A 26,130-nucleotide genomic window follows, 5' to 3' on the forward strand; every position below is an offset into this window, starting at 1 on the left:
CTTAAGGCCTGGACGGCGACAATTTGCCGAAGCGGGAAACGAGCTGGATCAGACCCATCGACAGCCAGGTGATCGCAAAGGCGATGACGGCAAGCGCCGAAGGTTCGTAAGCCTTGTTGGCACCGACGAGCTGGAGATAGGGACCGAAGGCCGGACGGTTGAGAAGCGCCGCCATGGTGAATTCGCCCATGACGATCGCAAAGGTGATGAAGGCGCCCGAGAGCACGCCCGACATGACGTTCGGGAAAATGCAGCGGAACATGATCGTTGGCCATTTGGCGCCGAGAATTTCGGCGGCCTCCGTCAGCGTCCGCACGTCGATAGTCCGCATCGCCGTATCGACCGAGCGGTACATGTAGGGAAGCGCCAGGGTCACGTAGGAGAACGTCAGCAGGACATTGGTGCCCTGGGTGGAGCCGGTGAACGGGATCCAGGACGAGGAATTGTAGAGGCGCAGGTAGCCGAACACGATGACGATCGCCGGAATGACGAGCGGCAGAAGCGTGATGAACTCGACGACCGGCCGCATCTGCGGGAGGCGCAGCCGTACCCAATAAGCCGTGGGCACGATGAGCAGCATGCCGACGACGATCGTCACCAGCGCCATCAGCATGGAGAAGCCGAAGGTGGCGCGGAACTGCGCGTCGGTGAAGACCGACTGGTAGGCGTCGAAGGAATAGGCACCGCGCCGCATGCGCAGCGAGAACTCGAACGTGCCGATCAGGGGTATGAAGAAATAAATGGCACCGATGGCGATCGCGAGCCAGGCGAAGATCTTGTGCGCCTTCATTTCTGCCACCGTTCGGCGCGGGTGCGCAGCCAGATGTAGAGGATGTTGGAAATGCCGGTGATGACGATCATGCCGAGAGCCAAAGCGTAGCCGAGGTTCGGATTGTGCAGCACGTCACCGCGGATCTGGGCGTAGAGCAGGATCGGCACGATGTTGAGCGAGGACCCGGTCAGAGCATAGGCGGTTGCGATCGCGCCGAAGGCGTTGGCGAAAAGGAGAAGCGTGGCGCCCATCAGGCTTGGCCACAGGATAGGCAACACCACCATGCGCCAATATTGCCAGGTGGATGCGCCGAGGATCTCGGATGCCTCGCGCCATTCCTTTTTCAACCCGTCGAGCGCCGGGGTCAGGATCAGCACCATCAGCGGGATCTGGAAGAACATGTAGGTGATCGTCAGGCCGAAGAACGAGAGAAGGTTGAACCCCGTCGAATAGAGATTGAAGCCGAACCAGTCGCGCATGAAGACGGTGACCAGACCGGTCCGACCGAGCGTCGCCAGGAAAGCGAAGGCGAGCGGCACGCCGGCGAAGTTCGATGCGACGCCGGAAAACGTGAGCAGGCTGGAGCGGATCCAGGACGGCACGCCGCCGAGCACAACCGCCCAGGCGAGGAAGAAGCCGATCAACGCGCCGCCGAGTGCAGACGCAACGGATACCCGGATACTGATCCAGTAGGCGCCGAGGATGGACGGCGAAAAGAGATCGGCAATATTCTGAAACGTAAATTCGCCCGCCGGATTGAAGAAGGCGCCGACGATCAGATAGAGCGTCGGGACAATCAGGAAAGCGAGCGCAAATACCATGAACGGCACGATGCCGAGCCAGTCGATGACTGTCCGGCGGTCGATGAATGACGTGGATGCGGTGGTCATGAATGCTGGCCATCCAGGGGGAAACGGGAAACCTCCCACGCCGGGCGGCGCGGGAGGTCAATCCTGATGCGATTACTTGGAGACGTTGGCGCCGACCACGGTATCCCACTTCTTGGTAATGGTTTCCTTGGCGGCGGACTGCTGGGCGAGCGTCGGGAATACGGCCTTCTCATAGGCTGCTGCCGGGGGCAAGGCGTCGAGCAGGTTCTTCGGGATCTTGTTGCTCTTGGCAAGATCGTTGAAGCGGATCGGGTGGCAATATCCCTTCAGCCAGCCGAGCTGACCTTCGTCGGAATAGAGGTATTCCATCCAGAGCTTCGCAGCGTTCGGATGCGGAGCGAAGGCGGAGATCGCCTGCACGTAGACGCCTGCAACAACGCCGCTTGCCGGTACCACGACCTCGAAGGGCGGGTTGCCCTTCAGGCTTTCGCCCCAGGACAGGGCATTATAGTCCCAGGCGATGATGATCGGCGTGGTGCCCTGCGCAAACGGGGCGGCCTTGCCGGTGACCGGCACGAAATTGCCCTTCTTGTTGAGTTCGGCGAAGAACTTCAGGCCTTCGTCGCCGGCCTTGGCGGAGTCGCCCTTGGCGCCGGAGAGGCCGGCAGCATAAACGCCCTGAACGGCCTGGTTGGCGCCGCGCGGATCACCGGCGAGAGCGACTGCGTTGGCATAGTCGGACTTCAGGAGGTCGGGCCAGTCCTTCGGCGACGTCTTGACGAGGTCCTTGTTCACCAGGAAAGCCAGAACGCCGTAATAGTCGCCGTACCAGTAGCCGTCTGCGTCCTTGGCGTCGGCCGGGATCGAATCCCAGGTGGAGACCTTGTAGGGCTGGATCAGGCCGTCGGCCTTGGCGGACGGGCCGAACGACAGGCCAACGTCGATAACGTCGGGAGCCTGTGGGCCCTTGTTGCCCTTGTTGGCCTTGATCGCTTCGATTTCGTCGCCCGAACCGGCGTCCGGGTTCAATTCGTTGACTTCGAGGCCGTACTTCGCCTTGAATCCGGCGATGACGTCGCCGTAGCCGCACCAGCTATGGGGCAGCGCGATCGTGGTCAGCGTGCCTTCCTTCTTCGCAGCTGCGATCAGCTCGGCGCTGGGCGCCGCGGCGGCGATGGCCGTGGAGGCGATGACGATGGCGGTCGTCAGAGAAAGAAGACGTTGGGTCTTGTTGATCAAGGTATCCTCCTAGGGGTTCAGGTCGTGTAGTCCGGATCGTTTCGGCGCGACTCGTAGAGCCAGTTCATGTATCGTATATGACAGCCCGGAGGATGAGCATTTGCTCATGAAACTCCCGGATTGCCGGCATATTTCTTAACCCGACCGATCAGTCGGGACGGCTCTGGCGGCCCGGGCGGCGGAACAGCATCGTCCGCTCGAACAGGCCTTCCAGAGAGTTCATGCGTTCGCGAGTTTCCTCCCACGTCGCGCTCTGCACCGCCTCGATCAGCGCCTCGACGACGAACAGGGTGATGACGGAGCTGTCCCAGGCCGAGGGTGCCTCGATCCTCACCTTGAACGTGTGCTGTGCATGCTTGGCAACGGGTGAAGCCCAGACGTCGGTCAGCAAGATGATGACGACGCCGTTAGCCCGTGCGGCCTCTGCCAGCGTCGCCATCTCCTGCTCGTAGCGGCGAATATCGAAGATCACCAGGACGTCGCCGGCGCTCATGTTGAGAACATGCTGCGGCCAGGAGCTCGAATTGGTGGAGATCAGGGTCGTCTTGGGACGAATGACCTGCATATGGGTGAAGAAATATTCCGCGAGCGCACCGGTAATGCGGCCGCCGACGAAGTAGATGCCGCGGTTGCGGTCACGCAGAAGTGCGGCGGCCCCTTCGAAAGTCGTGGTGTCGAGATCCGAAAGTGTGTCGCGCAGATTGGCGGTGATCGCGTCGGCAAAGCGATTGAGGATATGTGTGCCCGGTGCGTTGGACGCCCACCGGTCGTGCTTGGCGATCGGGTTGGAGATGGTCGCCTCGAGCTCGTGATGCAGATGCGACTGGAATTCCGGGTAGCCCTTGTAGCCGAGCTTCTGCACCATCCGCGCAACCGTCGGCGTCGAAACACGGGCGTTCTCCGCGATCACAGTGATGCTGCCGAGCCCTGACACCGGATAGTTCTCCAATAGGCTGTCCGCCAACTGTTTTTCCGCGCGCGTCAGGCTATCGTAACGAACACGAATGACATCCGATACGGTGCGTGCAGTTGGTGGCACTAAAGCTGTTCCCTCCGGTCTTCGCCGGTTATCGAAAAGATTAACAATCGTTTCTGCGGAGAAGTCAACGGTTCCTTTGAAGAGAAATTTTCAGAATCCCGTTGACGGCGGCAGGAAAGTGAAGAATTCTCTTCTTAATCCAATTTAAACGATTTTTTCCGGAACGCGTCGATGCTGGTCCAGTCGGAATTCTTCTCGGAGGCGGATGGCGGACCCGTTGCCCTGGACAATGTCGGCGGCCGGGGAGATGTGCTTCTCGTCTGCGAACACGCCTCGCGGCGCCTGCCGGAACGCTACGGCGATCTCGGACTTTCCGCGGATGCGCTCGCCTCGCATATCGCCTGGGATCCGGGAGCGCTTGCCGTCTCCCGGCTGATGTCGAAGAGCCTCGACGCGACGCTGATCCACCAGCGGTTTTCGCGGCTCATCTACGACTGCAACCGGCCGCCGGATTCGCCTGCCGCCATGCGTGACGTGTCCGAGATCTTCCGGATCCCCGGCAACGAGAACCTGTCCGAGGCGGAGAAGTCCCGACGCACCACGGCGCTCTACCTGCCATTCCACGGCCGCATCCGCGAGGAGATCGCGGCGCGGCGGGCGAGGGGGCAGAAGACGGTGCTGGTCACCATTCACAGTTTCACGCCGGTCTATTTCGGCAGGGAGCGCCCGGTCGAGATCGGCATCCTGCACGATACCGACAGCCGGCTTGCCGACCGGATGCTGGAGGCAGCATCCGACACCCATCTCTACCGCGTCGAACGCAACGAGCCTTACGGGCCGGCGGACGGCGTAACGCATACGCTGGAAGTCCACGCCCTGCCGGCGGGACTTCTCAACGTCATGATCGAAATCAGGAACGATCTGATAACGGACGAAATCGGCCAGGGGGTCGTGGCCGATTTCTTGACAGGATTGCTGCGGGAAAGCCTCGCAGACATCCAAGGATAAGACCCGGGGAGCAGCAGCTCGCATGCCCGTGGTTAACCTCCGCGGGAAGGACAAACCGGATGGCCGCGATGGCGCGGTCTTTCTGCCAACAGGGGGAAGTCATGTCCGATTATACCGAAGGCGACAAAAAGCAGGACATTCATATCCTGCATTCCATGGGTTATGCGCAGGAACTCGAGCGCCGCATGAGCTCGTTTTCCAACTTCGCAATTTCGTTTTCCATCATTTGCATTCTCTCCGGCGGCATCAATTCGCTGGCGCAGGCGACGTCGGGTGTCGGCGGGGCCGCAATCGGCATCGGCTGGCCGATCGGCTGCATCATCTCTCTCTTCTTCGCACTCGGCATGGCGCAGATTTCATCCGCCTATCCGACGGCCGGCGGGCTCTATCACTGGAGTTCGATCCTCGGGACGCGCTTTACCGGCTGGCTCACCGCCTGGCTCAATCTTCTCGGACTGATCACCGTTCTCGGGGCGATCAACATCGGTACCGCCCTTTTCCTCGGCGGCACGTTCGGCGCGCAGCTTGGCATTGCCGATGCGACCGGCGTTGTTTCTCCGGGGATGCAGGTGGTTCTGGTGATCCTGTTCACCATCGTCCAGGCGGCGATCAACCATTTCGGCATCGGCCTCACCGCCAAGCTCACCGATTTCTCGGGCACGCTGATCCTGGTGACGGCGGCGGTCCTGACCATCGCCTGCCTCATCTACGCACCGACGCACGATATTTCGCGGCTCTGGACTTTCACCAATTATTCCGGTGATGCGGGCGGGGCCGTTTGGCCTCAGTCCGACAGCATGTGGTATATCTTCGCGCTCGGCCTGTTGCTGCCGATCTACACGATCACCGGTTATGACGCCTCGGCGCATACGTCGGAGGAAACCAAGAAGGCGGCGCTGTCGGTGCCCCGTTCGATGGTTTCCGCCGTGCTCTGGTCGTCGCTTGCCGGCTGGGTCATGCTGTCGGCCTTCGTCATCGCCATCCCGGACATGGCCGCAGGCGCCAAGCAGGGCTGGGCCGTGTTCTTCACCACCATCAACACCATCATGCCGGCCTGGCTGGTGACGGTGCTCTATGTCGCCATCTTCATCTCGCAGTTCCTCTGCGGGCTTGCGACCGTCACGTCATGCTCGCGGATGATCTTTGCGTTTTCCCGTGATGGCGGGATCCCGGTCGGCTCAAAGACGCTCGCAAGCGTCAGCCCGAAATTCCGCACCCCAGTCGCCGCGATCTGGACGGGGGCGGCTCTCGAAAGCCTGTTCGTCTGGGGCGCGCTGTTCATCTCGGTCGGCGAGGCAAGCCTCTACGTCACGGTCGTTAACGCGACCCTGATCTTCCTTTTCCTCTCCTTCCTCTTCCCGATCGTGCTCGGCATCTTCGCCTACGGCACCAAGAAATGGCCAGCGCCTGGCCCCTGGGATCTCGGCCAGGGCGTCTACAAGACAGTCGGCGTGCTGGCGACGCTTGGCATGGTGCTGATCATCTACATCGCCATCCAGCCGCCGAACGACAAGGTGCTTGCGGTCACCGTCGGCCTCATCGTCCTTGCGATAATCATCTGGTTCGCGGTCGAGAACAAGCGCTTCAAGGGGCCTCCGATCGGTGACATGATCGCCAAGCGCAAGGCCGAAATCGCTGCTGCGGAAGCGGCGGTCGGCGAAACCGGAACGGTCTCGCCGGTACCGGGCGAATAACCTTCACCGACATCATTGGCGGAGGCCGCGATGTGCGGCCTCCGCCAAATGTTCAAAGGCCAGATGGATCGATCATGACCAGTCATTATTCTTTCGACGAACTCAAAAAGGATGTTGCCGAGGGCCGCATCGATACGATCATCGCTGCCCAGGTGGACATGCAGGGTCGCCTGATGGGCAAACGGTTCCAGGCGGAATATTTCGTCGAGAGCGCCTATCAGGAAACCCATAGCTGCAACTATCTGCTGGCGACCGATATCGAGATGGAGACCATCTCCGGCTACAAGGCGACCAGCTGGGAACAGGGGTACGGCGACTATACGATGAAGCCGGATCTTGCGACGCTACGCAAACTCCCCTGGCTCGAAGGCACCGCGCTGGTTCTCTGCGACGTGCTCGACCATCACACCCATGCGGACGTGCCGCATTCGCCGCGCGCCATCCTGAAGGCCCAGGTGAAGCGGTTGGAGGCGATGGGCATGTCCGCCTTCATGGCGACCGAACTCGAATTCTTCCTGTTCGACCAGACCTACGATCAGGCGCGCGAAAGCAGCTACCGCAATCTCAAACTGGCGAGCGGCTACAACGAGGACTACCACATCTTCCAGACCACCAAGGAAGAGGAGGTCATGCGGGCGATCCGCACCGGCCTGCAGGGTGCCGGCATTCCGGTGGAGAACTCCAAGGGCGAGGCTTCGGCCGGCCAGGAGGAAATCAACGTCCGCTACGCCGATGCGCTGACCATGGCCGACCGGCACGTGATCATCAAGAATGCATGCAAGGAGATCGCCTGGGGCAAGGGCAAGGCGATTACCTTCCTCGCCAAGTGGAATTATTCGGCCGCCGGCAGTTCGTCGCATATTCACCAGTCGCTGTGGAGCGCCGACGGCAAGACCCCGCTGTTCTTCGACAAGGACGACGAACACGGCATGTCGGAACTGATGAAACATTATATCGCCGGGCTGCTTAGCCATGCCGGCGAGATCACCTATTTCCTGGCACCCTACATCAATTCCTACAAGCGTTTCATGGCCGGCACGTTCGCGCCGACCAAGGCAGTCTGGTCGAAGGACAACCGTACCGCGGGCTACCGTCTTTGCGGCGAGGCGTCCAAGGGAATCCGCATCGAATGCCGCGTCGGCGGTTCCGACCTCAACCCGTATCTCGCCATGGCGGCGCTGATTGCGGCTGGCATCGACGGGATCGAGAAGAAGAAGACGTTGGAACCGGCCTTCGTTGGCGACGCCTATGGCGGCAAGGGTATCCGCGAGATCCCGAAGACCTTGCGCGCGGCGGTCGATCTGATGGACGGATCGGAACTGTTGCGCTCGGCCTTCGGCAACGACGTCATCGACCACTATGTCCGAGCCGGCCAATGGGAACAGGAGGAATACGATCGCCGCGTGACGGATTGGGAGGTGGCACGGGGTTTCGAGAGGGCTTGAGATAATCGCAATACTGAGTGTCGCTTGTTGTCATTATGGCATTATGTTAAGCTGTTTCCACAACCTGCGGGAATGGTCATGAGCCCTATAGACAGTGAATGGTTTTATCAGAAACTTGATCAGGGACAGAAATCTTTGCGCGATTTGGCTCGCTTCATGTCGCTCGATCCCAGTGCCGTATCGCGGATGCTGAAGGGCGAACGGAAGATGAGCGCAGATGAGCAGGACGATATCGCCGCCTTCCTCGGGATAAATCTCGAGGAGGTGGCCGCGCACCGGCGGGGCAAGGTGTTCGGATTTGAGGAGACGAAGCAAGGCAGCTATGACGCCACCGGCTACTCGGACACTCAGCCAGCCAAAATGTTCACGAAAGACGATATCATCTACAAGGATGGCAAGCGTTGGATGGAAAAGGAGGACGGCACGCTGATCGAGTTGCACCCCGGTTACGGTTGTATGGCTGGCACGATCACCGTCATGCCGGGCGTCGATCTGACGGCGCCAATGGACTGGGATGAGGAGTTGGGCGAGAAGCTTTATAATGAGTAGTCGGTTTCTGCTCGATACATGTTTTGTTATCTGGATGTCGCAAAAGGAGGTGCTGTCGCCGGTGGCTTTGGAGTCGCTCGGAGAGAGCCGGGCTAGAAGGATTCCGGTTTTCGTTTCCGCTGCGACAGCTTGGGAAATGGGCATGCTGCTCGCCAAAGGTCGTATTCGTGAATCCCGGGATGCCCAGCAATGGTACCGCGACTATCTGCGGGGCGGGAATTTTACAGAACATCCCGTGACCTCCACGATTTTTATTGCGTCCTCGTTCCTGCCCCAGCCTATTCACAAGGACCCGATCGACCGTATTCTGATCGCCACCGCGCGGGAGCACGATCTGACCATCATCACGCGCGACCGCGCGATTCTTTCCTATGGACATGCGGGCCATGTCCGCACGCTTGCCTGTTAACCCCTCGGGGCCTGCTGATTTTCTGGAGTTTGTATCAATGACGATGATCCAATGTATCTCGCCGGTCGACGGTTCGGTTTATGCCGAGCGTCCGGCCATGTCGGCGGAAGCGGCGGCCGAAGCGATCGGACGCGCACGACATGAGCAGAAGACCTGGGCGAAGCGGCCGCTCGATGAGCGTGTCCAGCTTGTGCTGAAGGGCGTTGCGCGTCTCAATGAGATGGTCGACGAGGTGGTGCCGGAACTTGCCTGGATGATGGGCCGGCCGGTGCGCTACGGCGGCGAGTTCAAGGGGTTCAACGAGCGCTCCAATTACGTCGCGTCGATCGCCGCCGATGCGCTGGCGCCACTGCGCGTCGAGGATAGCGCCACGTTCGAACGGCGCATCGAACGCGAGCCGCATGGCGTCGTGTTCGTCATCGCGCCGTGGAATTATCCCTATATGACGGCGATCAATACCGTCGCGCCGGCGCTGATGGCCGGCAACGCGGTTGTCATCAAGCATGCCTCCCAGACGCTGCTCGTCGGTGAGCGCATGGTGCGCGCCTTTGTCGAGGCCGGTGTTCCGGAAGATGTCTTCCAGAATATCTTCCTCGACCACGCGACGTCGGCCAGGCTGATTTCCGAAGGGCTGTTCAACTTCATCAATTTTACGGGTTCGGTCGAGGGCGGAAGGTCGATCGAGCGGGCCGCCGCCGGTACCTTTACCGGCATCGGCCTCGAACTCGGCGGCAAGGACCCCGGTTATGTGATGGAGGACGCCGACCTGGATGCTGCCGTCGACACGCTGATGGACGGCGCGACCTATAATTCCGGCCAATGCTGCTGCGGTATCGAGCGCATCTACGTTCACGAATCGCTCTACGACGCCTTCGTCGAGAAATCGGTCGCCTGGGTGTCGAACTACAAACTTGGCAACCCGCTCGACAAGGAAACGACGCTGGGGCCGATGGCCAACAAGCGCTTTGCCAAGGTCGTGCGCCAGCAGATCGCCGACGCGGTGGCGAGCGGCGCCAGGGCGCTGGTCGATCCGAAGTTTTTCCCGGCCGACGACGGTGGCGCCTATCTTGCGCCGCAAGTATTGGTTGACGTCGATCATTCCATGGAGATCATGCGGGAAGAGACGTTCGGCCCGGCTGTCGGCATCATGAAGGTGAAGAGTGACGACGAGGCGATCGGTTACATGAACGACAGCCGCTATGGGCTGACGGCGTCGCTGTGGACGCCGGATGTCGACCGGGCCAACCGGATCGGCAGTCAGCTCGAAACCGGCACGGTGTTCATGAATCGCGCCGACTATCTCGATCCGGCGCTTGTCTGGACCGGCGTCAAGGAAACCGGGCGAGGCGGTTCGCTCTCCGTCCTCGGTTTCCACAACCTGACCCGCCCGAAATCCTACCACCTGAAGAAGGTCACGAAATGAATATCGTCGCGAACTGGAGCTATCCGACCGCCGTCAAGCTGGGCCGCGGACGCATCAAGGAACTGGCGGACGCCTGCAAGACGCTCGGCCTGAAAAAGCCGCTTCTGGTCACCGACCGGGGACTGGCCTCGATGGCGATCACCGGCCATGCGCTCGACGTGCTCGAAGAGGCTGGCCTCGGCCGGGCGATCTTTGCCGATGTGGATCCGAACCCGAACGAGAACAACCTCGAAGCCGGCGTCAAGGCTTACAAAGATGGCGGTCATGACGGCGTCGTCGCCTTCGGCGGCGGTTCGGGCCTCGATCTCGGCAAGCTGATCGCCTTCATGGCCGGCCAGACGCGACCGGTCTGGGATTTCGAGGATATCGGCGACTGGTGGACCCGCGCCGACGCCTCGAAGATCGCACCGATCGTCGCGGTGCCGACCACGGCCGGCACCGGGTCTGAAGTCGGCCGGGCAGGGGTGCTCACCAACTCCGTCACCCATGTCAAAAAGATCATCTTCCACCCGAAACTGCTGCCCGGCGTCGTCATCTGCGATCCGGAACTGACGATGGGCATGCCGAAGGCAATCACCGCCGGCACCGGCATGGATGCGTTCGCGCATTGCCTGGAGGCCTATTCGTCGCCATTCTACCATCCGATGTCCGGCGGTATCGCGCTCGAAGGCATGCGGCTCGTCAAGGAATTCCTGCCGCGCGCCTACAAGGACGGACAGGACCTCGAAGCCCGCACCAATATGATGTCGGCTGCGGCCATGGGCGCGGTCGCCTTCCAGAAGGGGCTTGGCGCCATCCATTCGCTGTCGCATCCGATCGGCGCGGTCTACAACACCCATCACGGCATGACCAATGCGGTCGTGATGCCGCCGGTGCTGCGCTTCAACCGTCCGGCAATCGAAGAGAAGATCGCCCGCGCCGCGGCCTATCTCGGCATTGCCGGCGGGTTCGACGGGTTCTATGATTATGTCCTGTCGCTGCGTGCCGAACTCAACGTTCCCGAAAATCTTACTGCGATGGGAATCAAGCCGGACCGAATCGATGAACTGACGGCGATGGCGATGGAGGACCCGAGTTGCGGCGGCAACCCCGTCACCATGACGATGGAGAACACCAAAGCGCTTTTCGTCGACTGCTTTTAAGTCCCCCAACCCCTGGGAAGACGGCGTTGAAGAAGCCCGGAGGCCCAAACCTCCGGGCTTTTCCACGTTTTAGCGCCAAAAGCTAAATCTCCTGAGTGATATTAATGGTGGTTAAATTTGCAATTCGTTAACCATGTTTGGAAAGGATGTGCTTATGACACCATGCTTCCCGGTGTCCTCGTGAGCGATGTGGCTCAAGACTTGTTCGAGGACCGAAAATGCCTGTAATTTCCTTTGCCAACGCCAAGGGTGGAGCCGGAAAAACGACCGCTGCGCTCCTGCTCGCTACCGAACTTGCCTATCAGGGTTTTCGCGTCACCGTCATCGATGCCGACCCGCAGCGCTGGATCAGCCAGTGGTTCGAGACCTCCGGCACCGTGCGCAACATCGAAGTGGTATCGGAAGTCACGCTTGCGTCGCTGCAATGTCATCTTCGGGAAATGGCATCGCGCACCGACTATTTCATCATCGACCTCGCCGGCGCCCGTGATGCGCTGGTCACCACGGCGATCGGCCTTTCCGATCACGTGATGATCCCGGTCCAGGGTTCTGCCATGGACGCCAAGGGTGCTGCCCAAATCCTCGACCTCCTGTCCTATATGAAGGAGAAGGCCGGCCTGGTGATCCCGCATTCAGTGGTGCTGACGCGCGTTACCTCGATGGTCACCACCAAGGCGCTGTTGACCATCAAGGGTCTTCTGGCTGCCCGCGGCGTGCATGTCCTCGATACGCCGATCGGCGAACGCATCGCCTTCAAGGAACTCTTCGAGACCGGGGGCACGCTCCATACGCTGGACCCTGCGAAGGTCAGCAATCTCGACAAGGCAAAGGAAAACGCCCGGTCCTACGCACAGGAAGTCATGCGTCTCATGCCCGTCAAGATCACCCGCTCCGTCGCGTCGCGCCTCTTCGGACTGGGCCGCTACGCCGCCTGACACCGCCCGGTTCCATTCATCACATGCGGCCGGTTCTTCGGAACCGGCCGTTTTTTCGCGTTGCGACAGCAGCAGCAGAAAGCCCTGCGGCAATGCCGAGGAGCTTTCCGTCTTTGCGAGCCTGCTAACCTTACTCGGTGAATTCCACCGTGGTGCCGGGCTTGACCATCTTGGCGAGTTCCCTTGCGTCCCAGTTGGTCAGGCGCACGCAGCCGTGGCTGTTGGTCTTGCCGATCTTGGAAGGTTCCGGCGTGCCGTGGATGCCGTATGTGGGCTTCGAGAGCGCAATCCAGACCGTACCGACCGGGCCGTTCGGACCCGGCGGGATCTGCAGGATCTGATCGTTGCTGCCCTGCTTGAAATTGATCTTCGGATTGTAGGTATAGCCGGGATCGAGGGCGATACGTTCGACTGAGTGGATGCCGGTCGGCGAGGGCGTGTCGGTCGAGCCGATGGTTGCCGGATAAGCCGCCACCAGCTTGCCGTCGGCGCCATAGGCAAAAACCTGCTTCTTGCTCTTGTCGGCGATGATGCGGGTGACCTGACCGGCCTTCGGCTGGCCGGGGTTGATAACCTTGATTGTCGACCCCGGGATGGTGAAATCGATGCCGGGGTTGAGTGCCTTCAGATAGTTCTCGTCCATGTGGAACTGCTCGGCGAGCTTTTCGGTTACGGACGTATACGACATGGCCGGCAACTGCGATTTGTGCGCATAGTCTTCCGGGATCGACGCGACGTAGGGACCGGCGGCATCGGCCGGGGTGATCGTGTAGTCGACGATCGGCAGGCCGCCCGAATAGGTCAGCCGCTGCAGGATGTCCTCGGAATTGTTCGGATCGAGCGTCTCGCCGGTCATTTCCTGCCAGGCGGCGATCGCCTTGTTGACGTTGTCGCCGAGATGGCCGTCGATGACGCCGGGCGAGATGCCTTCACGGTCCAGGAAGACCTGGAGTGCAGCGATCTGGGCCTGCGGCTTCTTGGTGACGGTGATGATCGGCTTCTGCGGCAGAAGCGTTTCCGCCGGCGGCTGGTCCGGTTCGATCGAGGCTTCCTGCGGATAGCCGGTGTCGGGGAGGGCCTGATCATCGAGCGGCATGCGGCTGACCGAGCCTCGTCCCGGGATCCCGCCGGTAATGGCGCCTGGTTCGCCCGGTCGATATTCGCGGTAGTCGCGATAACCGCCGGCACCCTGCTGATAGCCGCCAGTGTCGCGCGGAGACCGGTAGCCGCCCGGTACCGGCGGATATTCCTGCGTCCGGTTGGGACGATAGGCTTCCTGGCGAATCTCTGTTGCGACGACATTGCCGAAATGGTCGATCAGAACGCGGCGACCCATGCCGTCGCGGCTAATGACGACGTCGCCGCGGTCGGGCACATAGTCCAGGATCGAGCCGTCAGGAGCGACGAGCATCGTTTCCGAGGGATAGCGGCCATAACGGTTCTGTGCTTCGGCGGAGGGAATTCCCTGTGCCGCGGTCAAGATCACCAGGCTTGCGCATGCAAAAAATAGCCGCTTCACGATGTCACCGACTTCCTTGTTACTACTTAAGCGTAATCGGGAAATCGGACATTGGTTCCCGCCCGTTCGCCTGTCGCCACAGACAAGTTAATTTTGACCGTAGTGTGGAAAAAGTGAATTCGTCATGAACACACCGTTAAATTCGCTTCACGATCGGTTAGAAGTTTTGACGAAACCGTGAAGGGAATGATTATGAAGGCTTTTTCCGCTGCTAACGGGCCGAGGATTTTTCTCGACGAGAGCTCGGTTCTTGATATCGGGGGCTGTTTCATCGGCGATGTGGATCTTGCTCCGGGCCGGGCCATTCCCGACGACGGTGATCCGCGAATCGATCATTCGCTCGAAGGGTTCCTCTTCACCTGCGGGCCCGACCATATTCGTCATCCCGAGGCGATCGAAGGCGCCGCTGAAGGCCAGAAATATCCGCTGCATGGATCCTTCTCCTCCCACCCCGCCGAAATCCTATTCTGGGATGCGCAGGGGCCGGATGCGGAATGCCGTGCCCGCGTGCCGCTGACCATTGCGACCGGCGAGACGGCTCTCCTCGAACGCCATTGGCGGATCGACGGTGCGACGGGCGAGGTGAGCCTGTCGGACAAGGTCACCAATACCGGTTCCAAGCCATTCGCGCGGGTGCATATGTACCATATGAATATCGGCGCCTGGCTGTTCGACGACCAGGTCCGGCTGACCGGCAGGATGCTCGACAAAGGCGGCTTTCCCTGGACCTTCGGCGGCGAGACCGGCGGCATATTCTGCGTGCCGGCGACCGTCGATGGCGAGCAGTGGGCCGAAATCGCGCTCGGGCCGATCGCGGCGATCGGCGGGCTGACGCTCAAGGTGAAGTTCAGGACCGACACGCTGCCGCATCTGCAGGTCTGGCGGAACCAGAAGGCGCCGGCGCATGTACTCGGCATCGAGCCGGTTTCGCATCGCCTGGCAAGCCGCCAGGAACTTGCGGCGAACGGGGAACTCGGGTGGGTCAAGCCCGGCGAAAGTGTCGAATACGGCCTGCGCTTCTGCTTCGTCTGAGAGTTGTCGCTCAGTGATTGACGCCCAAAGGGCACCGTCGTAATGCTTGCGCCTCAAATAGAACGGAGGGCTAAGTCCATGGATATCCGCCAGATCAACGACGAATATTCCGTCACCGGCCAGATCACCGTCGAGGAACTCGACCAGGTCAAGGCCATGGGGTTCAAGTCGGTCGTGTGCCATCGTCCCGACGACGAGGAGCCGGGCCAGCCGCATTTTGCGCAGATCGAAGCCCGTGCCAAGGAACTCGGCCTCGACATCCGCCACATCCCGGTTGGCCGCATGGGCGTCGACGAACAGGGCGTCAAGGCGATGGTCGATGCGCTCGACGAATTGCCGCGCCCGATGCTCGGCTTCTGCCGGTCCGGCGCCCGTTCGACGGCGATCTACGAAAAGAGCCAGCACTTACGCGGCTAAAGATTTTCCGCGGCCCCGTGCTTTTGGCCTGGGGCCTTTTCCCGTAGCTCAATTTTCTTTCAGGAGAGTTCCATGAGCATCCAGCGTATCGAGCCGGCCGCCCGCATGAGCGGCGCCGTCGTCCACGGTAACACCGTCTATCTGGCCGGCCAGGTCGGCGAAGGTGAGAGTGTCACCGACCAGTGCAAGGATGCGCTTTCCGAAGTCGACCGCCTGCTGGCTGCCGTCGGTTCAGATAAGTCGAAGATCCTGCAGACGATCATCTATCTCTCGGACATGGCCTATTTCGGCGAAATGAATGCCGTCTGGGAGAGCTGGATCGATCCGGCCAACCCGCCGGCCCGCGCTACCAGCGAAGCCAAGCTCGCTGCGCCGAAATACAAGGTCGAGTTTATCGTCACGGCTGCGATCTGACCGCTGAGATATTGATTCAGAAAGCCGGCCTATCGTTCTGATGGGCCGGCTTTTTATGTTTCATGCCCTTTCGCGGATCTGGGTCAGCGTCCGGGCCGGCGTGATCGCTTCCGGGTCCAGCCTGACCTCGATGATCGAAGGCTTGCCGCTGGCGCGCGACCGCTCATAGGCCGGGCCGAACTCTTCCGTCTTCTCGACCAGTTCCCCATGCCCGCCGAACGCCTTGGCATAGGCGACGAAATCCGGGTTGACGAGGTCGGTGGCGCTGACGCGGCCCGGATATTCCCGCTCCTGGTGCATGCGGATCGTGCCGTAGATGCCGTTGTTGACCAGCACGGTGATGATCGGCAGTCCATAGCGGACGGCGGTGATGAATTCCTGGCCGTGCATCATGAAGCAGCCGTCACCGGCAAAGCAGACGACTTCGCGCTCGGGAAACAGCTGCTTGGCGGCAACGGCGGCGGGCAGGCCGTAGCCCATCGAACCCGAGGTCGGGGCGGACTGGGTGTTGTATTTCCGGAAGCGGTGGAAGCGATGCAGCCAGGTGGCGTAATTGCCAGCGCCGTTGGTGAAGATCGCGTTGTCGGGCACGTTCTCCTCGATCCATTGCATGATCGGACCCATCCTGACCGGGCCGGGGCCGGCCTCCGGCGGCGTCGACCACTTGAGGTAGGCGTCGTGCAGCGCCGATTTCCGTTCGGCCCAGAGCGGTAAAGCCGGTGGTTCGAGGTCCTTCAGTGCAGCGACGAATTCCGCAGGCGCGGCGCAGATCGCCAGGTCCGGCCGGTACATGCGGCCGAGTTCTTCCGGGTCGGGGAAGATGTGGACGAGCTTCTGTTGCGGGTAGGGAATGTCGATCAGTGTGTAGCTGGAGGAGGGCATTTCCGACATGCGGCTGCCGATCAGCACCAGCAGGTCCGCCTCCTTGACCGCCTTGGCGAGCACGGGATTGATGCCGATGCCGACATCCCCCGCATAGGAGGGGTGGAGGTGATCGAACAGCATCTGGCGGCGGAAGGAGCAGCCTACGGGCACCTTGAAGCGGCTGGCGAAAGCCTGGAAATCGGCAACAGCCTGTTCGCTCCAGCGGGTGCCGCCGAGGATGAACATCGGATGCTGAGCGTTCTTCAGCATGGTCTCGAACGCTGCGATCTGGCTTTTTCCGGGGTGGCTTTCGACCGGCATATAGGCGCGGGCTTCAGGCGCCTCGACTTCCTCGACCAGCATGTCTTCCGGCAGCGTCAGCACGACCGGGCCGGGACGGCCGGAGGTGGCGACCGCAAAGGCGCGGGTGACGAATTCGGGGATGCGGCGGGCGTCGTCGATCTCGCCGACCCATTTGGCAAATTCGGTGAAGGCGCGGCGGTATTCGACCTCCTGAAAGGCTTCCCGTTCCTTCATCTCGCGGCCGATCTGGCCGACGAAGAGGATCATCGGAATCGAATCTTGCCTGGCGATGTGCAGCCCGGCCGAGGCATTGGTGGCGCCGGGACCGCGGGTGACCATGCAGATGCCCGGCTCGCCGCTGAGGCGGCCCCAGCTGTCAGCCATCATCGCAGCACCGCCTTCCTGGCGGCAGACGAGCACCTCGATGCCGCTTTCATACAGCGCGTCGAGCACGGCGAGATAACTTTCTCCGGGCACGCAGGAGATGCGCTTGACGCCATTCGCCTTCAGCGCCTCGACGATGAGCTGCCCTCCGGTCTTGATGACGGTGTTCATTTTTCTCTCCCCTCTTTTTCGATTTGATCGAGTTGCGCCAGCACATCTGCGGTATGTTCGCCGAGCGCCGGGCTCGGCCGGTGATAGACAAGCGGCGTTTCCGACAGCACGATTGGGCTGCGCACGCCCGGAATGACCGTGCCGTCGGCCGCTTCGAGATCGATCCGCAGCCCGCGCTCCTTGACCTGCGGATCGTCGAACATCTCGGCGATCGAATTGATCGGCCCTGCCGGCACGGCATTGTCGCCGCAGGCGGCGAGCAGCTCGGCCTTTTTCCATTTCGACGTCTGCGCGAGGATCAGCCGGCGCACTTCGACGCGGTTGGCGACGCGCGCCTTGTTGGTGGCGAAACGCTCGTCATCGGCCATTCCGTCGATGCCGAGGATGCCGCAGAGGCGCCGGAACTGGCCGTCATTGCCGATGGCGAGAATGAGATACCCGTCTTCGGTGGCCAGGACCTCGTAGGGGCTGATGTTCGGATGAGCATTGCCAAGCCGCACCGGCGCCTCGCCCGAGACCAGGTAGTTCATGTTCTGGTTGGCGAGGATGCCGGCCTGGACGTCGAGCAGCGCCATGTCGACATGCTGGCCTTCGCCGGTCTTCATCGCATGGATCAGCGCGCCCTGGATAGCGGTCACCGCATAGATGCCGGTGAAGATGTCGGCGATCGCGACACCCGCCTTCATCGGCTGGCCGTCCGGCTCGCCGGTGATCGACATGAAGCCCGACATGCCCTGGACAATGTAATCGTAGCCGGCGAGATTGGCGTAGGGGCCGTTCTGGCCGAAACCGGTGATCGAGCAATAGATCAGCTTCGGATTGATCTTTTTCAGGCTCTCGTAGTCGAGGCCGTATTTGACGAGGCCGCCGAGCTTGAAGTTCTCGATCAGCACGTCGGCGGTGGCGGCCAGCCGGCGGACGATATTCTGGCCTTCCTCGGTCTTGAGGTCGACGGCGATCGAGCGTTTGCCGCGGTTGGTGGAGTGGTAATAGGCGGCCGACAGGTTTTCTCCGTCCTTGCCTTCGACGAAGGGAGGACCCCAGGCGCGGGTATCGTCGCCGCCATCGGGGTTTTCCACCTTGATGACGTCGGCACCCATGTCTGCCAGCATCTGCCCGGCCCAGGGACCGGCGAGCACACGAGCAAGTTCGATGACGCGGATGCCGGTAAGCGGCGGTTTCTTGGGTGTCTGGGTCATATCACGGGGTCACGGTTGATTTGGCGGCGCTGGTTACCGGCTTCATGGAGGCAACGCGGCGTTCCCGCCAGATGATGTAGAGGCCGGAGCCGATGATGATCGAAATGCCGAGCCATTTGACCGGATCGGGAAAGTCGCCGAAGACCAGCCAGCCGAACAGCGTTGCCGAGACGATCTCGAAATATTGCAGCGGCGCAATCACGGACGCCGGTGCGGCGCGATAGGCGTAGACGGCAAGGATGCCCGACAGGGCTGCGAAGGCGCCGACGCCCGCGAGCCACAGCAGGGTCTTCCAGTCCGGCATGGAGGGCGCCAGGAAGCCGATGCCCGTCCGGTCGCCGACAAAGAGCAATATGGCTGAGATCGGAATTCCCCAGAGCGCCATCTGGAACTGCATCGACCAGGGATCTTCGCGATGCGCCAGCGCCCGCGTCAGGATCGCGAAGATCGCTACGCAGAAGGCGGTGACGATCGGCAGCAGCGCCACGAAGCCGATCTCCTGGAAGCTTGGACGGATGACGATCATGGCACCGACGAAGCCGGCCGCGCAGGCGGTATAACGCCGCCAGCCGATTGTCTCCTTGAGGAAGATGCTGGAAAGCACCGTCAGGATAATCGGCTCGACGAAGAAGATGGCGATGGCATCGGCCACTTCCATGACTGCCAGGGTCGCCACGAAGCAGACCATGGAGACAGTGATGAGGGTCGCGCGGATCGCATGGAAGACGCTGAGACGCCAGGAGAACGTCCGCCAATATCCATTCCACAGGACGATCGGCAGCATGCAGAGCGCCTGGAAAACGAAGCGCGCGGCAGTGATGAACGTGGGCGACGCGGTATCGGTCGCAAGCTTCGAAAAGACGTCGATGAACGGGGCGATCAGCATCGCGACGATCATCAGGCCGAGGCCGTTGACGATCCGGTTTGGGGCTGATGCGGCAAGGCTTGCGGACGACGAACTCATCGATTTCCTATAGCCGGGACCGGTCCCGGAAGCACTTGATTAAATGTCATGAACTCATTCCGTTTGATGAGTAGGGCCGGTTCAGAGGGCGGCCGCGGGCATGGGCAGGGCGGCCCGGGCCCAGGCGGCGAATTCGGCGGTGGCGCGGGCCCGCACCGTATCGTTCAGCGTTTCGTGGCGGGTGCCCGGCCAGATCTTGGTGGTGACGTTCGAAAAGCCGTTGCGCTTGAAATGCTCGGACAGCCACAGGATTTCACGGCCGCCATTGGTCGCCGGGTCCTCCGCGCCGCCGATCAGGTGGATCGGCAGATTCTTCGCCAGCCGATCGATGAGTTTCGGGGCGCGAAACGTGAGTTCGAAGAGATCGAGCCATAAGGAGACGCTGACGTCGAAACCGCACAAGGGATCGGCGATATAGGCATCGACGATATCCCGGTCATGGCTCAGCCAGTCGAATTCCGTGCGGTGGCCGGCAATGGATTTCCCCCAGGCGCCAAAAGTGAGTTTCGGCAGAAGCCCGCTCGGCACGTCCGAGCCTTTCAAAGCCTTTTCGATGCGCAGGATCACCTGCGCCGCGCGGCCAGCCGGACCTGGATGGAAGTTGGAATTCCAGACCGCGACGGCATTAAAGCTATCGGGATGATCCACGGCGGCATTGAGCGCGATCAGCCCGCCCATGGAATGGCCGAAGAGCAGAACCGGCAGGCCGGGATGGGCATGTGCCGCCATGTCGCGCATGGCTTTGACATCTTCGAGCACCAGACTGACGCCGTTATGCCGGGCGAAACGGCCGATCGGCGCATCCGGCGCCGTCGTTTCGCCATGGCCGCGATGATCGAAGGCGTAAGTCTGGAAGCCGCGGCTGGCCATGGCTTCGGCGAAAGCCCGGTAGCGCCGGGAATGCTCGGCAAGCCCGTGCGAGATCAGCAGGATGGCATGCGCCGGCTCGGTCGCCGGCTGGTAATGATAGGCAAGGTTTGCGCCTGTCGGGCTCTTAAACCGCCTCGTTTCGTCGAACATCCTCGCTCCCTCGACCGTTCGCGCATTGCTCCCGGCCACCAATTCGCCTACATAGCGGCAAACCGAAATTCCCCCCGGAGCACTTTTATCCATGGCACGTCAGTTCATCTATCACATGTCGGGACTCAACAAGTCCTACGGCGCCAAGAAAATCCTTGAGAACGTCAATCTGTCTTTTTACCCGGATGCCAAGATCGGTATCCTCGGTCCGAACGGTGCCGGTAAGTCGACCGTGCTGCGCATCATCGCCGGTCAGGACAAGGAATATACCGGCGAAGCCTGGCTCGCAGAAGGCGCGACCGTGGGCTATCTCGAACAGGAGCCGCATCTCGATGCGTCCAAGACCGTCTTCGAGAACGTCATGGAAGGCGTCGCCAAGAAGACGGCCGTCCTCGACCGCTACAACGAACTGATGATGAACTATTCCGACGAGACCGCGGACGAGGGCGCCAAGCTTCAGGACGTCATCGACAGCCAGAACCTCTGGGATCTGGAAAGCCAGGTCGAAATGGCGATGGAGGCACTACGCTGCCCGCCGCGTGATTCGGAAGTCACCAGCCTGTCGGGTGGTGAGCGCCGCCGTGTCGCTCTCTGCCGGCTCCTGCTGTCGCAGCCGGATCTGCTGCTGCTCGACGAACCGACCAACCATCTGGACGCCGAAACTATCGCGTGGCTCGAAAAGCACCTGCGCGACTATCCGGGCGCCGTGATGATGATCACCCACGATCGCTACTTCCTCGACAACGTCACCGGCTGGATTCTGGAGCTCGACCGCGGCCGCGGCATTCCTTACGAAGGCAATTACTCGGCCTACCTGCTCGCAAAAGCCAAGCGCATGCAGCAGGAAAACCGCGAAGAAGCCGGCCGCCAGAAGGCGATTTCCCGCGAACAGGAATGGATCGCGTCCAGCCCGAAGGCGCGCCAGGCAAAATCCAAGGCGCGTATCAAGTCCTACGAACAGCTGGTGGAGGCCGCCGACAAACAGCGTCCCGGCGACGCGCAGATCATCATCCCGGTCAGCGAGCGTCTCGGCCAGGTGGTCATCGAGATGGAAGGCATCACCAAGGGCTTTGAGGGCCGCACGCTGATCAACGACCTGTCGATCAAGCTTCCGCCGGGCGGCATCGTCGGCATCATCGGCCCGAACGGCGCCGGCAAGACGACGCTGTTCCGGATGATTACCGGCCAGGAAACGCCGGATGCGGGTTCGGTGCGCATCGGCGAGACCGTCCATCTCGGTTATGTCGACCAGAGCCGTGATGCGCTCGACGGCAACAAGACCGTCTGGGAGGAAATCTCGGGCGGCGCCGAAATCATCAAGCTCGGCAAGTTCGACATGAACTCCCGTGCCTATTGCGGCGCCTTCAACTTCAAGGGCGGCGACCAGCAGCAGAAGGTCGGCAACCTCTCGGGCGGCCAGCGTAACCGCGTTCACCTTGCCAAGATGCTGAAGGCCGGCGGCAACGTTCTGCTCCTCGACGAACCGACCAACGACCTCGATACGGAAACGCTGGGTGCGCTCGAAAGCGCGCTGGAAAACTTTGCCGGCTGCGCGATCATCATCAGCCACGATCGCATGTTCCTCGACCGCCTGGCGACGCATATTCTCGCCTTCGAAGGCGACGGCCATGTGGAATGGTTCGAAGGCAATTTCGAGGACTATGAGCAGGACAAGGTCCGCCGACTCGGCCCCGATGCCCTCAACCCGGGCAGCCAGGCCCACAAGCGTCTGACGCGTTAAGTTTTTTAGCTTTTCCTAAAGTAAAAACCCCGGTTCTGCCGGGGTTTTCTTTTGGATGAAGTTAACAAAAGCTAAAATCCGAACCCCCAAAATTATGGGTATTTTTAGCCTAGCCCGATAAAGACAATCGCAAAGATTCCCGGCGCATTTTCCTGCCCCAGGGAGACCATGTCCGCCTGGGTCTTGACGCTGTCATGATGACGGCCCGTTTCAGAGGGTTTTATTCATGCTGCGTTTGATCGAACGTTTGCCTTTCCGTACATCGTTGACGCTTCTTGCTTCCGTTCCGCTCCTGGCCGTGATTGGGCTCGGCGCGTTCGCCAGCTGGGAATCCTACAACCAGTACCGGGAGCTGAACCGTGCGATCGCCCTTGAGAGCCTGGCGCTGGCCGGCGGCGAGCTGATGAACGCCATTCCGGAAGAAAGCTTTGGTTCCGTGGCGCAGCGGCCCCAGGCCCGTGCGAGCGTGGATGCGGCAGAGAAGCGGCTCGTGAACCAGTATAAGGTCATCGATGCGCAGGGTTACGGCGAGGCCAGCTTGCGCGAGCTTGTCGCGGCGGTGGATGAACGCTTTCTGCGGATGCCGGAATATCGTGCCAAGATCGATAGCGGAGACACAAACCAGCTTCTGTCCGCGCAATACGTGACGCCGGTTTCGGAAAAGACGCTGGATATCATCGGCCGCGTCGGCGGCCTGACCGAGGACCGCGCGCTGGCGCGCTATGTCGACGGCTTCCACGCCCTCGTCCAGCTCAGCAACGGCTACGTCATCGTCAACCGGATGGGGCAGCAGTACACCAAAAACGGTGCGTTGACCGTCGAGGAAGCCGCCCGTTTCATGCAGGGGCGGCAGCAGGTCCGGCTTTATGAAAAGCCGATGCGCGCTTTCCTGTCCTCCAAGCTGATCGCGCAGTACGACGCTTATTTCCAGACGCCCGACGGTCAGCTGATCACCAACACGATGAAGGCGCTCGACAGTCTGAAGCCCTATACGCCGGCCGCCGACGACTATAGCGCCTGGGCCCGCGCCATGGAGAACCGTCGCACCTTCACTTCCGGCATCATCGCCCAGGCTGCGAGCGAGTTGAAAGCGTTGGGTGATCAGAAGTCTTCCGACGCAGCGTCCAGCCTGCAGGTACTTTTTGGCTCACTCTCGATCTTCATCCTGGCTGTCATCGCGCTCAGCGTGATCATTGCCCGCAGCCTTTCCGGCTCGATCCGCAAGATCGGCGACCGGATGGCAAGCCTTGCCTCCGGCAATACCGAAGAGGCGATCCCTTATTCGGATCGCAGGGACGAGATCGGCGCCATGGCCCGCTCGGTCGAGGTTTTCCGTGAAGCCGCGATCCGCAATCTTCAATTGGAAGCCGAGGCAGAAGCCACCCGTCGTCGTTCGGAGGCCGAGCGCCTCGAAATGCAGCGCCAGAGCGAGGCGGATGCCGAGGCGAAGCTGACGCAGGCGACCGGCGCGCTTGCCGCCAATCTTCGTCGTCTTGCTGCCGGCGACATGCTCTGCGAAGTGAACGAAGCTTTGGCGCCGCAATTCGAAGGCCTGCGCCACGACTTCAATACCTCGGTCCGCCAGCTGCGCGACGCGCTGCTCAGCGTCGGCAATTCGGTTTCCACCGTCACCAGCGGTTCGCGGGAAATTTCCGACGCATCCGACAACCTGTCGAAGCGCACCGAGCAGCAGGCTGCTTCGCTGGAAGAAACAGCCGCGGCACTCGAAGAGATCACCGCGAATGTGGTCGCCACGTCGAAGCGCACCGGCGAAGCCCGCGACGTCGTCCGCGACGCCCGGACACGAGCCGACCACTCGGGCCAGGTCGTCCGCAACGCGGTTTCTGCCATGGAACGGATCGAGAAATCGTCGCAGCAGATCGGCCAGATCATCGGCGTGATCGACGAGATCGCTTTCCAGACCAACCTTCTCGCCCTCAACGCGGGTGTCGAAGCGGCGCGTGCCGGTGAGGCCGGCAAGGGCTTTGCGGTCGTCGCACAGGAAGTCCGCGAGCTCGCCCAGCGCTCGGCGAACGCCGCCAAGGAAATCAAGTCATTGATCTCCAACTCGGCAGTTGCCGTCGGCGAGGGCGTCAAGCTCGTCAGCGAGACCGGCGAGGGGCTCAGCGTCATCGAGCAGCTCGTCCAGACCGTCAACAGCCACATGGATGCGATCGCGATCGCAGCGCAGGAACAGTCGGTCGGCCTTGCGCAGGTCAATACCGCCGTCAATCACATGGACCAGTCGACCCAGCAGAACGCCGCCATGGTCGAAGAGATGAACGCCGCCGGCGCGGGCCTTGCCCAGGAAAGCGGCAAGCTCAGCGATCTGCTGTCGCACTTCCAGCTCGGCGGCAGCCCCTCGGGCCAGCTTCGCGAGACGGCAAGCCGTATGCGCGCACCGGCGGCTCCGGTCTCACGCCCGGTCGCCGCTGCCCCCACCCGGCCGGCGCCGGCCCGCGCTCCGGTTTCCCGCGGAAATACGGCCCTCGCGCAATCTGCCGACGAGTGGGAAGAATTCTGATCTTCCAGGCACCAACAAAACTTAAGAGGGCGGCTTCGGCCGCCTTCTGCGTTTCAGGCGACCTCATCGGATCCATCAGTTGCCGCTTGCATAGAATGGCAAAACGATATAAACATATCTTTATATCTTGATTGCGTAAGGATGCGGCTGAATGGGATTGGCGCTCGACACCCTGGTGGACGTACTGAAAACGGCGGGCGAGCCGACGCGCTTCCGCCTGCTTGCGCTTCTCGCTGCCGGGGACCTGACCGTCACCGATCTTACCGAAATCCTGGGTCAGTCGCAGCCGCGCATTTCACGGCATCTGAAGCTGCTTGCCGAGGAAGCGCTGATCGATCGCTATCAGGAAGGCGCCTGGGCCTATTTCCGGCTGAAGCAGGAAGGCAAGGCGGCAACGCTGGTCAGGACGCTGCTGGCGGCCGCTTCCGAGGAGGATCCGGTCCTGCTGAGAGACAGCGAGCGGTTGACGATGGTCAAGCGCTTGCATGCCGAGCGCGCCCAGGCCTATTTCAGCCGCAACGCGTCCGAATGGGACGAGCTTCGCCGCCTGCATATAAGCGACGCGGCCGTTGAGTCGGCGCTGCTGAAGCTGATCGGCACGACGCCGGTCGACGCGCTTCTCGATCTTGGCACCGGCACGGGCTGGATCCTGCAACTTCTGTCCAACATCTATCGTCGCGCCGTTGGCATCGACGCGAGCCGCGACATGCTCTCGGTCGCCCGCTCCAATCTCGACAAGGCTGGGATCGTCAAGGCGTCGGTGCGGCATGGCGACATTCTCAACCTGCCGCTCGAAGGCCAGGATTTCGACCTGATCACCGTTCATCAGGTGCTGCACTTCCTCGACCAGCCGGAACTGGCGATCGCCGAGGCAGCTCGCGTGCTGCGTCCGGGCGGCCGCCTGCTGATCGTCGATCTCGCACCGCATACGCTCGAATACCTGCGCAACGACCATGCCCATGTGCGTCTCGGCTTTTCCCATCAGGTGATGGCGGAATGGCTCGAGAAGGTGGGTCTTGAAGTCGAGCAGGCAATCGATCTGGGTTCGGGCAAGGAAGGCGGGCTTACGGCCACCGTCTGGCTTGCCCGCGACCGCCGCCTGCTGATTGCTGCCCATCACGCCTCCGCCCAATCGCAAACCGTTCTTTAAGGG

General features: G+C 61.5%; 23 protein-coding genes. 14 read left to right on the forward strand and 9 right to left on the reverse strand.

What is annotated here, in order from left to right; translation table 11 throughout:
• Position 1: 1 nt before the first annotated feature.
• The 4 genes from AC1DLT_RS13640 to AC1DLT_RS13655 form a co-directional block, all read right to left on the reverse strand.
• A complete protein-coding gene (locus AC1DLT_RS13640; protein ID WP_247036267.1) occupies positions 2-790 on the reverse strand; it encodes an ABC transporter permease in 789 nt (262 codons plus the stop codon).
• On the reverse strand, positions 787-1,662 hold the full coding sequence (locus tag AC1DLT_RS13645) for an ABC transporter permease (RefSeq protein WP_038543608.1): 876 nt from the start codon (positions 1,660-1,662) through the stop codon (positions 787-789). The genes AC1DLT_RS13640 and AC1DLT_RS13645 overlap by 4 nt, the downstream gene beginning before the upstream one ends.
• Before the next feature lie 72 nt (positions 1,663-1,734).
• A complete protein-coding gene (locus tag AC1DLT_RS13650; protein ID WP_477487074.1) occupies positions 1,735-2,841 on the reverse strand; it encodes an ABC transporter substrate-binding protein in 1,107 nt (368 codons plus the stop codon).
• Between the two features lie 148 nt (positions 2,842-2,989).
• Positions 2,990-3,880 (reverse strand): MurR/RpiR family transcriptional regulator, encoded by an 891-nt coding sequence (locus AC1DLT_RS13655; protein ID WP_038587696.1) that lies wholly within the window; start codon positions 3,878-3,880, stop codon positions 2,990-2,992.
• Between the two features lie 171 nt (positions 3,881-4,051).
• Between AC1DLT_RS13655 and AC1DLT_RS13660 the strand changes: the two genes are divergently transcribed.
• From AC1DLT_RS13660 to AC1DLT_RS13695, 8 genes are all read left to right on the forward strand, one after another.
• A complete protein-coding gene (locus AC1DLT_RS13660; RefSeq protein ID WP_247137323.1) occupies positions 4,052-4,828 on the forward strand; it encodes an N-formylglutamate amidohydrolase in 777 nt (258 codons plus the stop codon).
• Positions 4,829-4,929: 101 nt separating this feature from the next.
• Positions 4,930-6,522, forward strand: coding sequence for an amino acid permease (locus tag AC1DLT_RS13665; protein ID WP_046599873.1), 1,593 nt, complete (start codon positions 4,930-4,932; stop codon positions 6,520-6,522).
• 74 nt (positions 6,523-6,596) lie between these two features.
• The gene (locus tag AC1DLT_RS13670; protein WP_477487075.1) at positions 6,597-7,967 is read left to right on the forward strand and encodes a glutamine synthetase family protein; all 1,371 of its coding nucleotides are present in this window, start codon (positions 6,597-6,599) and stop codon (positions 7,965-7,967) included.
• A 78-nt stretch (positions 7,968-8,045) separates the two neighbouring features.
• The gene (locus AC1DLT_RS13675) at positions 8,046-8,516 is read left to right on the forward strand and encodes a helix-turn-helix domain-containing protein (RefSeq protein ID WP_247036275.1); all 471 of its coding nucleotides are present in this window, start codon (positions 8,046-8,048) and stop codon (positions 8,514-8,516) included.
• Positions 8,509-8,925 carry a type II toxin-antitoxin system VapC family toxin gene (locus AC1DLT_RS13680; RefSeq protein WP_477487076.1) on the forward strand — a complete coding sequence of 139 codons (417 nt, stop codon included), beginning with the start codon at positions 8,509-8,511 and terminating at the stop codon, positions 8,923-8,925. Before AC1DLT_RS13675 ends, AC1DLT_RS13680 begins: the two co-directional genes overlap by 8 nt.
• Positions 8,926-8,962: 37 nt before the next feature.
• Positions 8,963-10,348: an aldehyde dehydrogenase family protein gene (locus AC1DLT_RS13685; protein WP_477487077.1), complete on the forward strand. Its 1,386-nt coding sequence runs from the start codon at positions 8,963-8,965 to the stop codon at positions 10,346-10,348.
• The gene (locus tag AC1DLT_RS13690; protein ID WP_477487078.1) at positions 10,345-11,490 is read left to right on the forward strand and encodes an iron-containing alcohol dehydrogenase; all 1,146 of its coding nucleotides are present in this window, start codon (positions 10,345-10,347) and stop codon (positions 11,488-11,490) included. Before AC1DLT_RS13685 ends, AC1DLT_RS13690 begins: the two co-directional genes overlap by 4 nt.
• A 218-nt stretch (positions 11,491-11,708) precedes the next feature.
• Positions 11,709-12,425, forward strand: a complete 717-nt coding sequence (locus AC1DLT_RS13695) for a ParA family protein (RefSeq protein WP_247036283.1) — start codon at positions 11,709-11,711, stop codon at positions 12,423-12,425.
• A gap of 130 nt (positions 12,426-12,555) precedes the next feature.
• On the opposite strand, the gene AC1DLT_RS13700 is transcribed toward AC1DLT_RS13695, so the two are convergent.
• The gene (locus AC1DLT_RS13700) at positions 12,556-13,944 is read right to left on the reverse strand and encodes a L,D-transpeptidase (protein ID WP_477487079.1); all 1,389 of its coding nucleotides are present in this window, start codon (positions 13,942-13,944) and stop codon (positions 12,556-12,558) included.
• A gap of 192 nt (positions 13,945-14,136) precedes the next feature.
• Between AC1DLT_RS13700 and AC1DLT_RS13705 the strand changes: the two genes are divergently transcribed.
• The 3 genes from AC1DLT_RS13705 to AC1DLT_RS13715 all read left to right on the forward strand — a co-directional run bounded on the left by AC1DLT_RS13705 (position 14,137) and on the right by AC1DLT_RS13715 (position 15,807).
• Positions 14,137-14,976 carry a DUF4432 family protein gene (locus AC1DLT_RS13705; protein WP_477487080.1) on the forward strand — a complete coding sequence of 280 codons (840 nt, stop codon included), beginning with the start codon at positions 14,137-14,139 and terminating at the stop codon, positions 14,974-14,976.
• A 78-nt stretch (positions 14,977-15,054) separates the two neighbouring features.
• Complete coding sequence (locus AC1DLT_RS13710) at positions 15,055-15,393, forward strand: protein tyrosine phosphatase family protein (protein WP_038543585.1); 339 nt, start codon at positions 15,055-15,057, stop codon at positions 15,391-15,393.
• A 72-nt stretch (positions 15,394-15,465) separates the two neighbouring features.
• Complete coding sequence (locus tag AC1DLT_RS13715; protein ID WP_247137318.1) at positions 15,466-15,807, forward strand: RidA family protein; 342 nt, start codon at positions 15,466-15,468, stop codon at positions 15,805-15,807.
• Between the two features lie 60 nt (positions 15,808-15,867).
• Here the strand turns inward: AC1DLT_RS13715 and AC1DLT_RS13720 are convergent, their stop codons facing one another.
• The 4 genes from AC1DLT_RS13720 to AC1DLT_RS13735 all read right to left on the reverse strand — a co-directional run bounded on the left by AC1DLT_RS13720 (position 15,868) and on the right by AC1DLT_RS13735 (position 20,712).
• On the reverse strand, positions 15,868-17,529 hold the full coding sequence (locus tag AC1DLT_RS13720; protein ID WP_477487081.1) for a thiamine pyrophosphate-binding protein: 1,662 nt from the start codon (positions 17,527-17,529) through the stop codon (positions 15,868-15,870).
• Entirely contained in the window at positions 17,526-18,728 is a 1,203-nt protein-coding gene (caiB, locus tag AC1DLT_RS13725) for a succinate--glutarate CoA-transferase (RefSeq protein WP_477487082.1), read from the reverse strand. Before caiB ends, AC1DLT_RS13720 begins: the two co-directional genes overlap by 4 nt.
• 1 nt (position 18,729) lies before the next feature.
• Positions 18,730-19,692 carry a DMT family transporter gene (locus AC1DLT_RS13730; protein ID WP_477487083.1) on the reverse strand — a complete coding sequence of 321 codons (963 nt, stop codon included), beginning with the start codon at positions 19,690-19,692 and terminating at the stop codon, positions 18,730-18,732.
• A gap of 81 nt (positions 19,693-19,773) precedes the next feature.
• Entirely contained in the window at positions 19,774-20,712 is a 939-nt protein-coding gene (locus AC1DLT_RS13735; RefSeq protein WP_477487084.1) for an alpha/beta fold hydrolase, read from the reverse strand.
• 91 nt (positions 20,713-20,803) lie between these two features.
• Between AC1DLT_RS13735 and ettA the strand changes: the two genes are divergently transcribed.
• The 3 genes from ettA to AC1DLT_RS13750 all read left to right on the forward strand — a co-directional run bounded on the left by ettA (position 20,804) and on the right by AC1DLT_RS13750 (position 26,127).
• The gene (gene ettA / locus AC1DLT_RS13740; RefSeq protein ID WP_038543572.1) at positions 20,804-22,453 is read left to right on the forward strand and encodes an energy-dependent translational throttle protein EttA; all 1,650 of its coding nucleotides are present in this window, start codon (positions 20,804-20,806) and stop codon (positions 22,451-22,453) included.
• A 226-nt stretch (positions 22,454-22,679) separates the two neighbouring features.
• Positions 22,680-24,977: a methyl-accepting chemotaxis protein gene (locus AC1DLT_RS13745; RefSeq protein WP_477487085.1), complete on the forward strand. Its 2,298-nt coding sequence runs from the start codon at positions 22,680-22,682 to the stop codon at positions 24,975-24,977.
• Between the two features lie 151 nt (positions 24,978-25,128).
• Positions 25,129-26,127, forward strand: coding sequence for an ArsR/SmtB family transcription factor (locus tag AC1DLT_RS13750; protein ID WP_038587638.1), 999 nt, complete (start codon positions 25,129-25,131; stop codon positions 26,125-26,127).
• The last annotated feature ends 3 nt before the right edge of the window (positions 26,128-26,130 follow it).

Source organism: Neorhizobium sp. 05N33 (genome assembly GCF_056397445.1).

Excerpts from the sequence above, each read along its gene's own strand:
- AC1DLT_RS13640 (WP_247036267.1), bottom strand. The coding sequence starts at position 790 with ATGAAGGCGCACAAGATCTTCGCCTGGCTCGCGATCGCCATCGGTGCC.
- AC1DLT_RS13645 (WP_038543608.1), bottom strand. The coding sequence starts at position 1,662 with ATGACCACCGCATCCACGTCATTCATCGACCGCCGGACAGTCATCGAC.
- AC1DLT_RS13660 (WP_247137323.1), top strand. The coding sequence starts at position 4,052 with ATGCTGGTCCAGTCGGAATTCTTCTCGGAGGCGGATGGCGGACCCGTT.
- AC1DLT_RS13665 (WP_046599873.1), top strand. The coding sequence starts at position 4,930 with ATGTCCGATTATACCGAAGGCGACAAAAAGCAGGACATTCATATCCTG.
- AC1DLT_RS13670 (WP_477487075.1), top strand. The coding sequence starts at position 6,597 with ATGACCAGTCATTATTCTTTCGACGAACTCAAAAAGGATGTTGCCGAG.
- AC1DLT_RS13675 (WP_247036275.1), top strand. The coding sequence starts at position 8,046 with ATGAGCCCTATAGACAGTGAATGGTTTTATCAGAAACTTGATCAGGGA.
- AC1DLT_RS13680 (WP_477487076.1), top strand. The coding sequence starts at position 8,509 with ATGAGTAGTCGGTTTCTGCTCGATACATGTTTTGTTATCTGGATGTCG.
- AC1DLT_RS13685 (WP_477487077.1), top strand. The coding sequence starts at position 8,963 with ATGACGATGATCCAATGTATCTCGCCGGTCGACGGTTCGGTTTATGCC.
- AC1DLT_RS13690 (WP_477487078.1), top strand. The coding sequence starts at position 10,345 with ATGAATATCGTCGCGAACTGGAGCTATCCGACCGCCGTCAAGCTGGGC.
- AC1DLT_RS13695 (WP_247036283.1), top strand. The coding sequence starts at position 11,709 with ATGCCTGTAATTTCCTTTGCCAACGCCAAGGGTGGAGCCGGAAAAACG.
- AC1DLT_RS13705 (WP_477487080.1), top strand. The coding sequence starts at position 14,137 with ATGAAGGCTTTTTCCGCTGCTAACGGGCCGAGGATTTTTCTCGACGAG.
- AC1DLT_RS13710 (WP_038543585.1), top strand. The coding sequence starts at position 15,055 with ATGGATATCCGCCAGATCAACGACGAATATTCCGTCACCGGCCAGATC.
- AC1DLT_RS13715 (WP_247137318.1), top strand. The coding sequence starts at position 15,466 with ATGAGCATCCAGCGTATCGAGCCGGCCGCCCGCATGAGCGGCGCCGTC.
- AC1DLT_RS13720 (WP_477487081.1), bottom strand. The coding sequence starts at position 17,529 with ATGAACACCGTCATCAAGACCGGAGGGCAGCTCATCGTCGAGGCGCTG.
- caiB (WP_477487082.1), bottom strand. The coding sequence starts at position 18,728 with ATGACCCAGACACCCAAGAAACCGCCGCTTACCGGCATCCGCGTCATC.
- AC1DLT_RS13730 (WP_477487083.1), bottom strand. The coding sequence starts at position 19,692 with ATGAGTTCGTCGTCCGCAAGCCTTGCCGCATCAGCCCCAAACCGGATC.
- AC1DLT_RS13735 (WP_477487084.1), bottom strand. The coding sequence starts at position 20,712 with ATGTTCGACGAAACGAGGCGGTTTAAGAGCCCGACAGGCGCAAACCTT.
- ettA (WP_038543572.1), top strand. The coding sequence starts at position 20,804 with ATGGCACGTCAGTTCATCTATCACATGTCGGGACTCAACAAGTCCTAC.
- AC1DLT_RS13745 (WP_477487085.1), top strand. The coding sequence starts at position 22,680 with ATGCTGCGTTTGATCGAACGTTTGCCTTTCCGTACATCGTTGACGCTT.
- AC1DLT_RS13750 (WP_038587638.1), top strand. The coding sequence starts at position 25,129 with ATGGGATTGGCGCTCGACACCCTGGTGGACGTACTGAAAACGGCGGGC.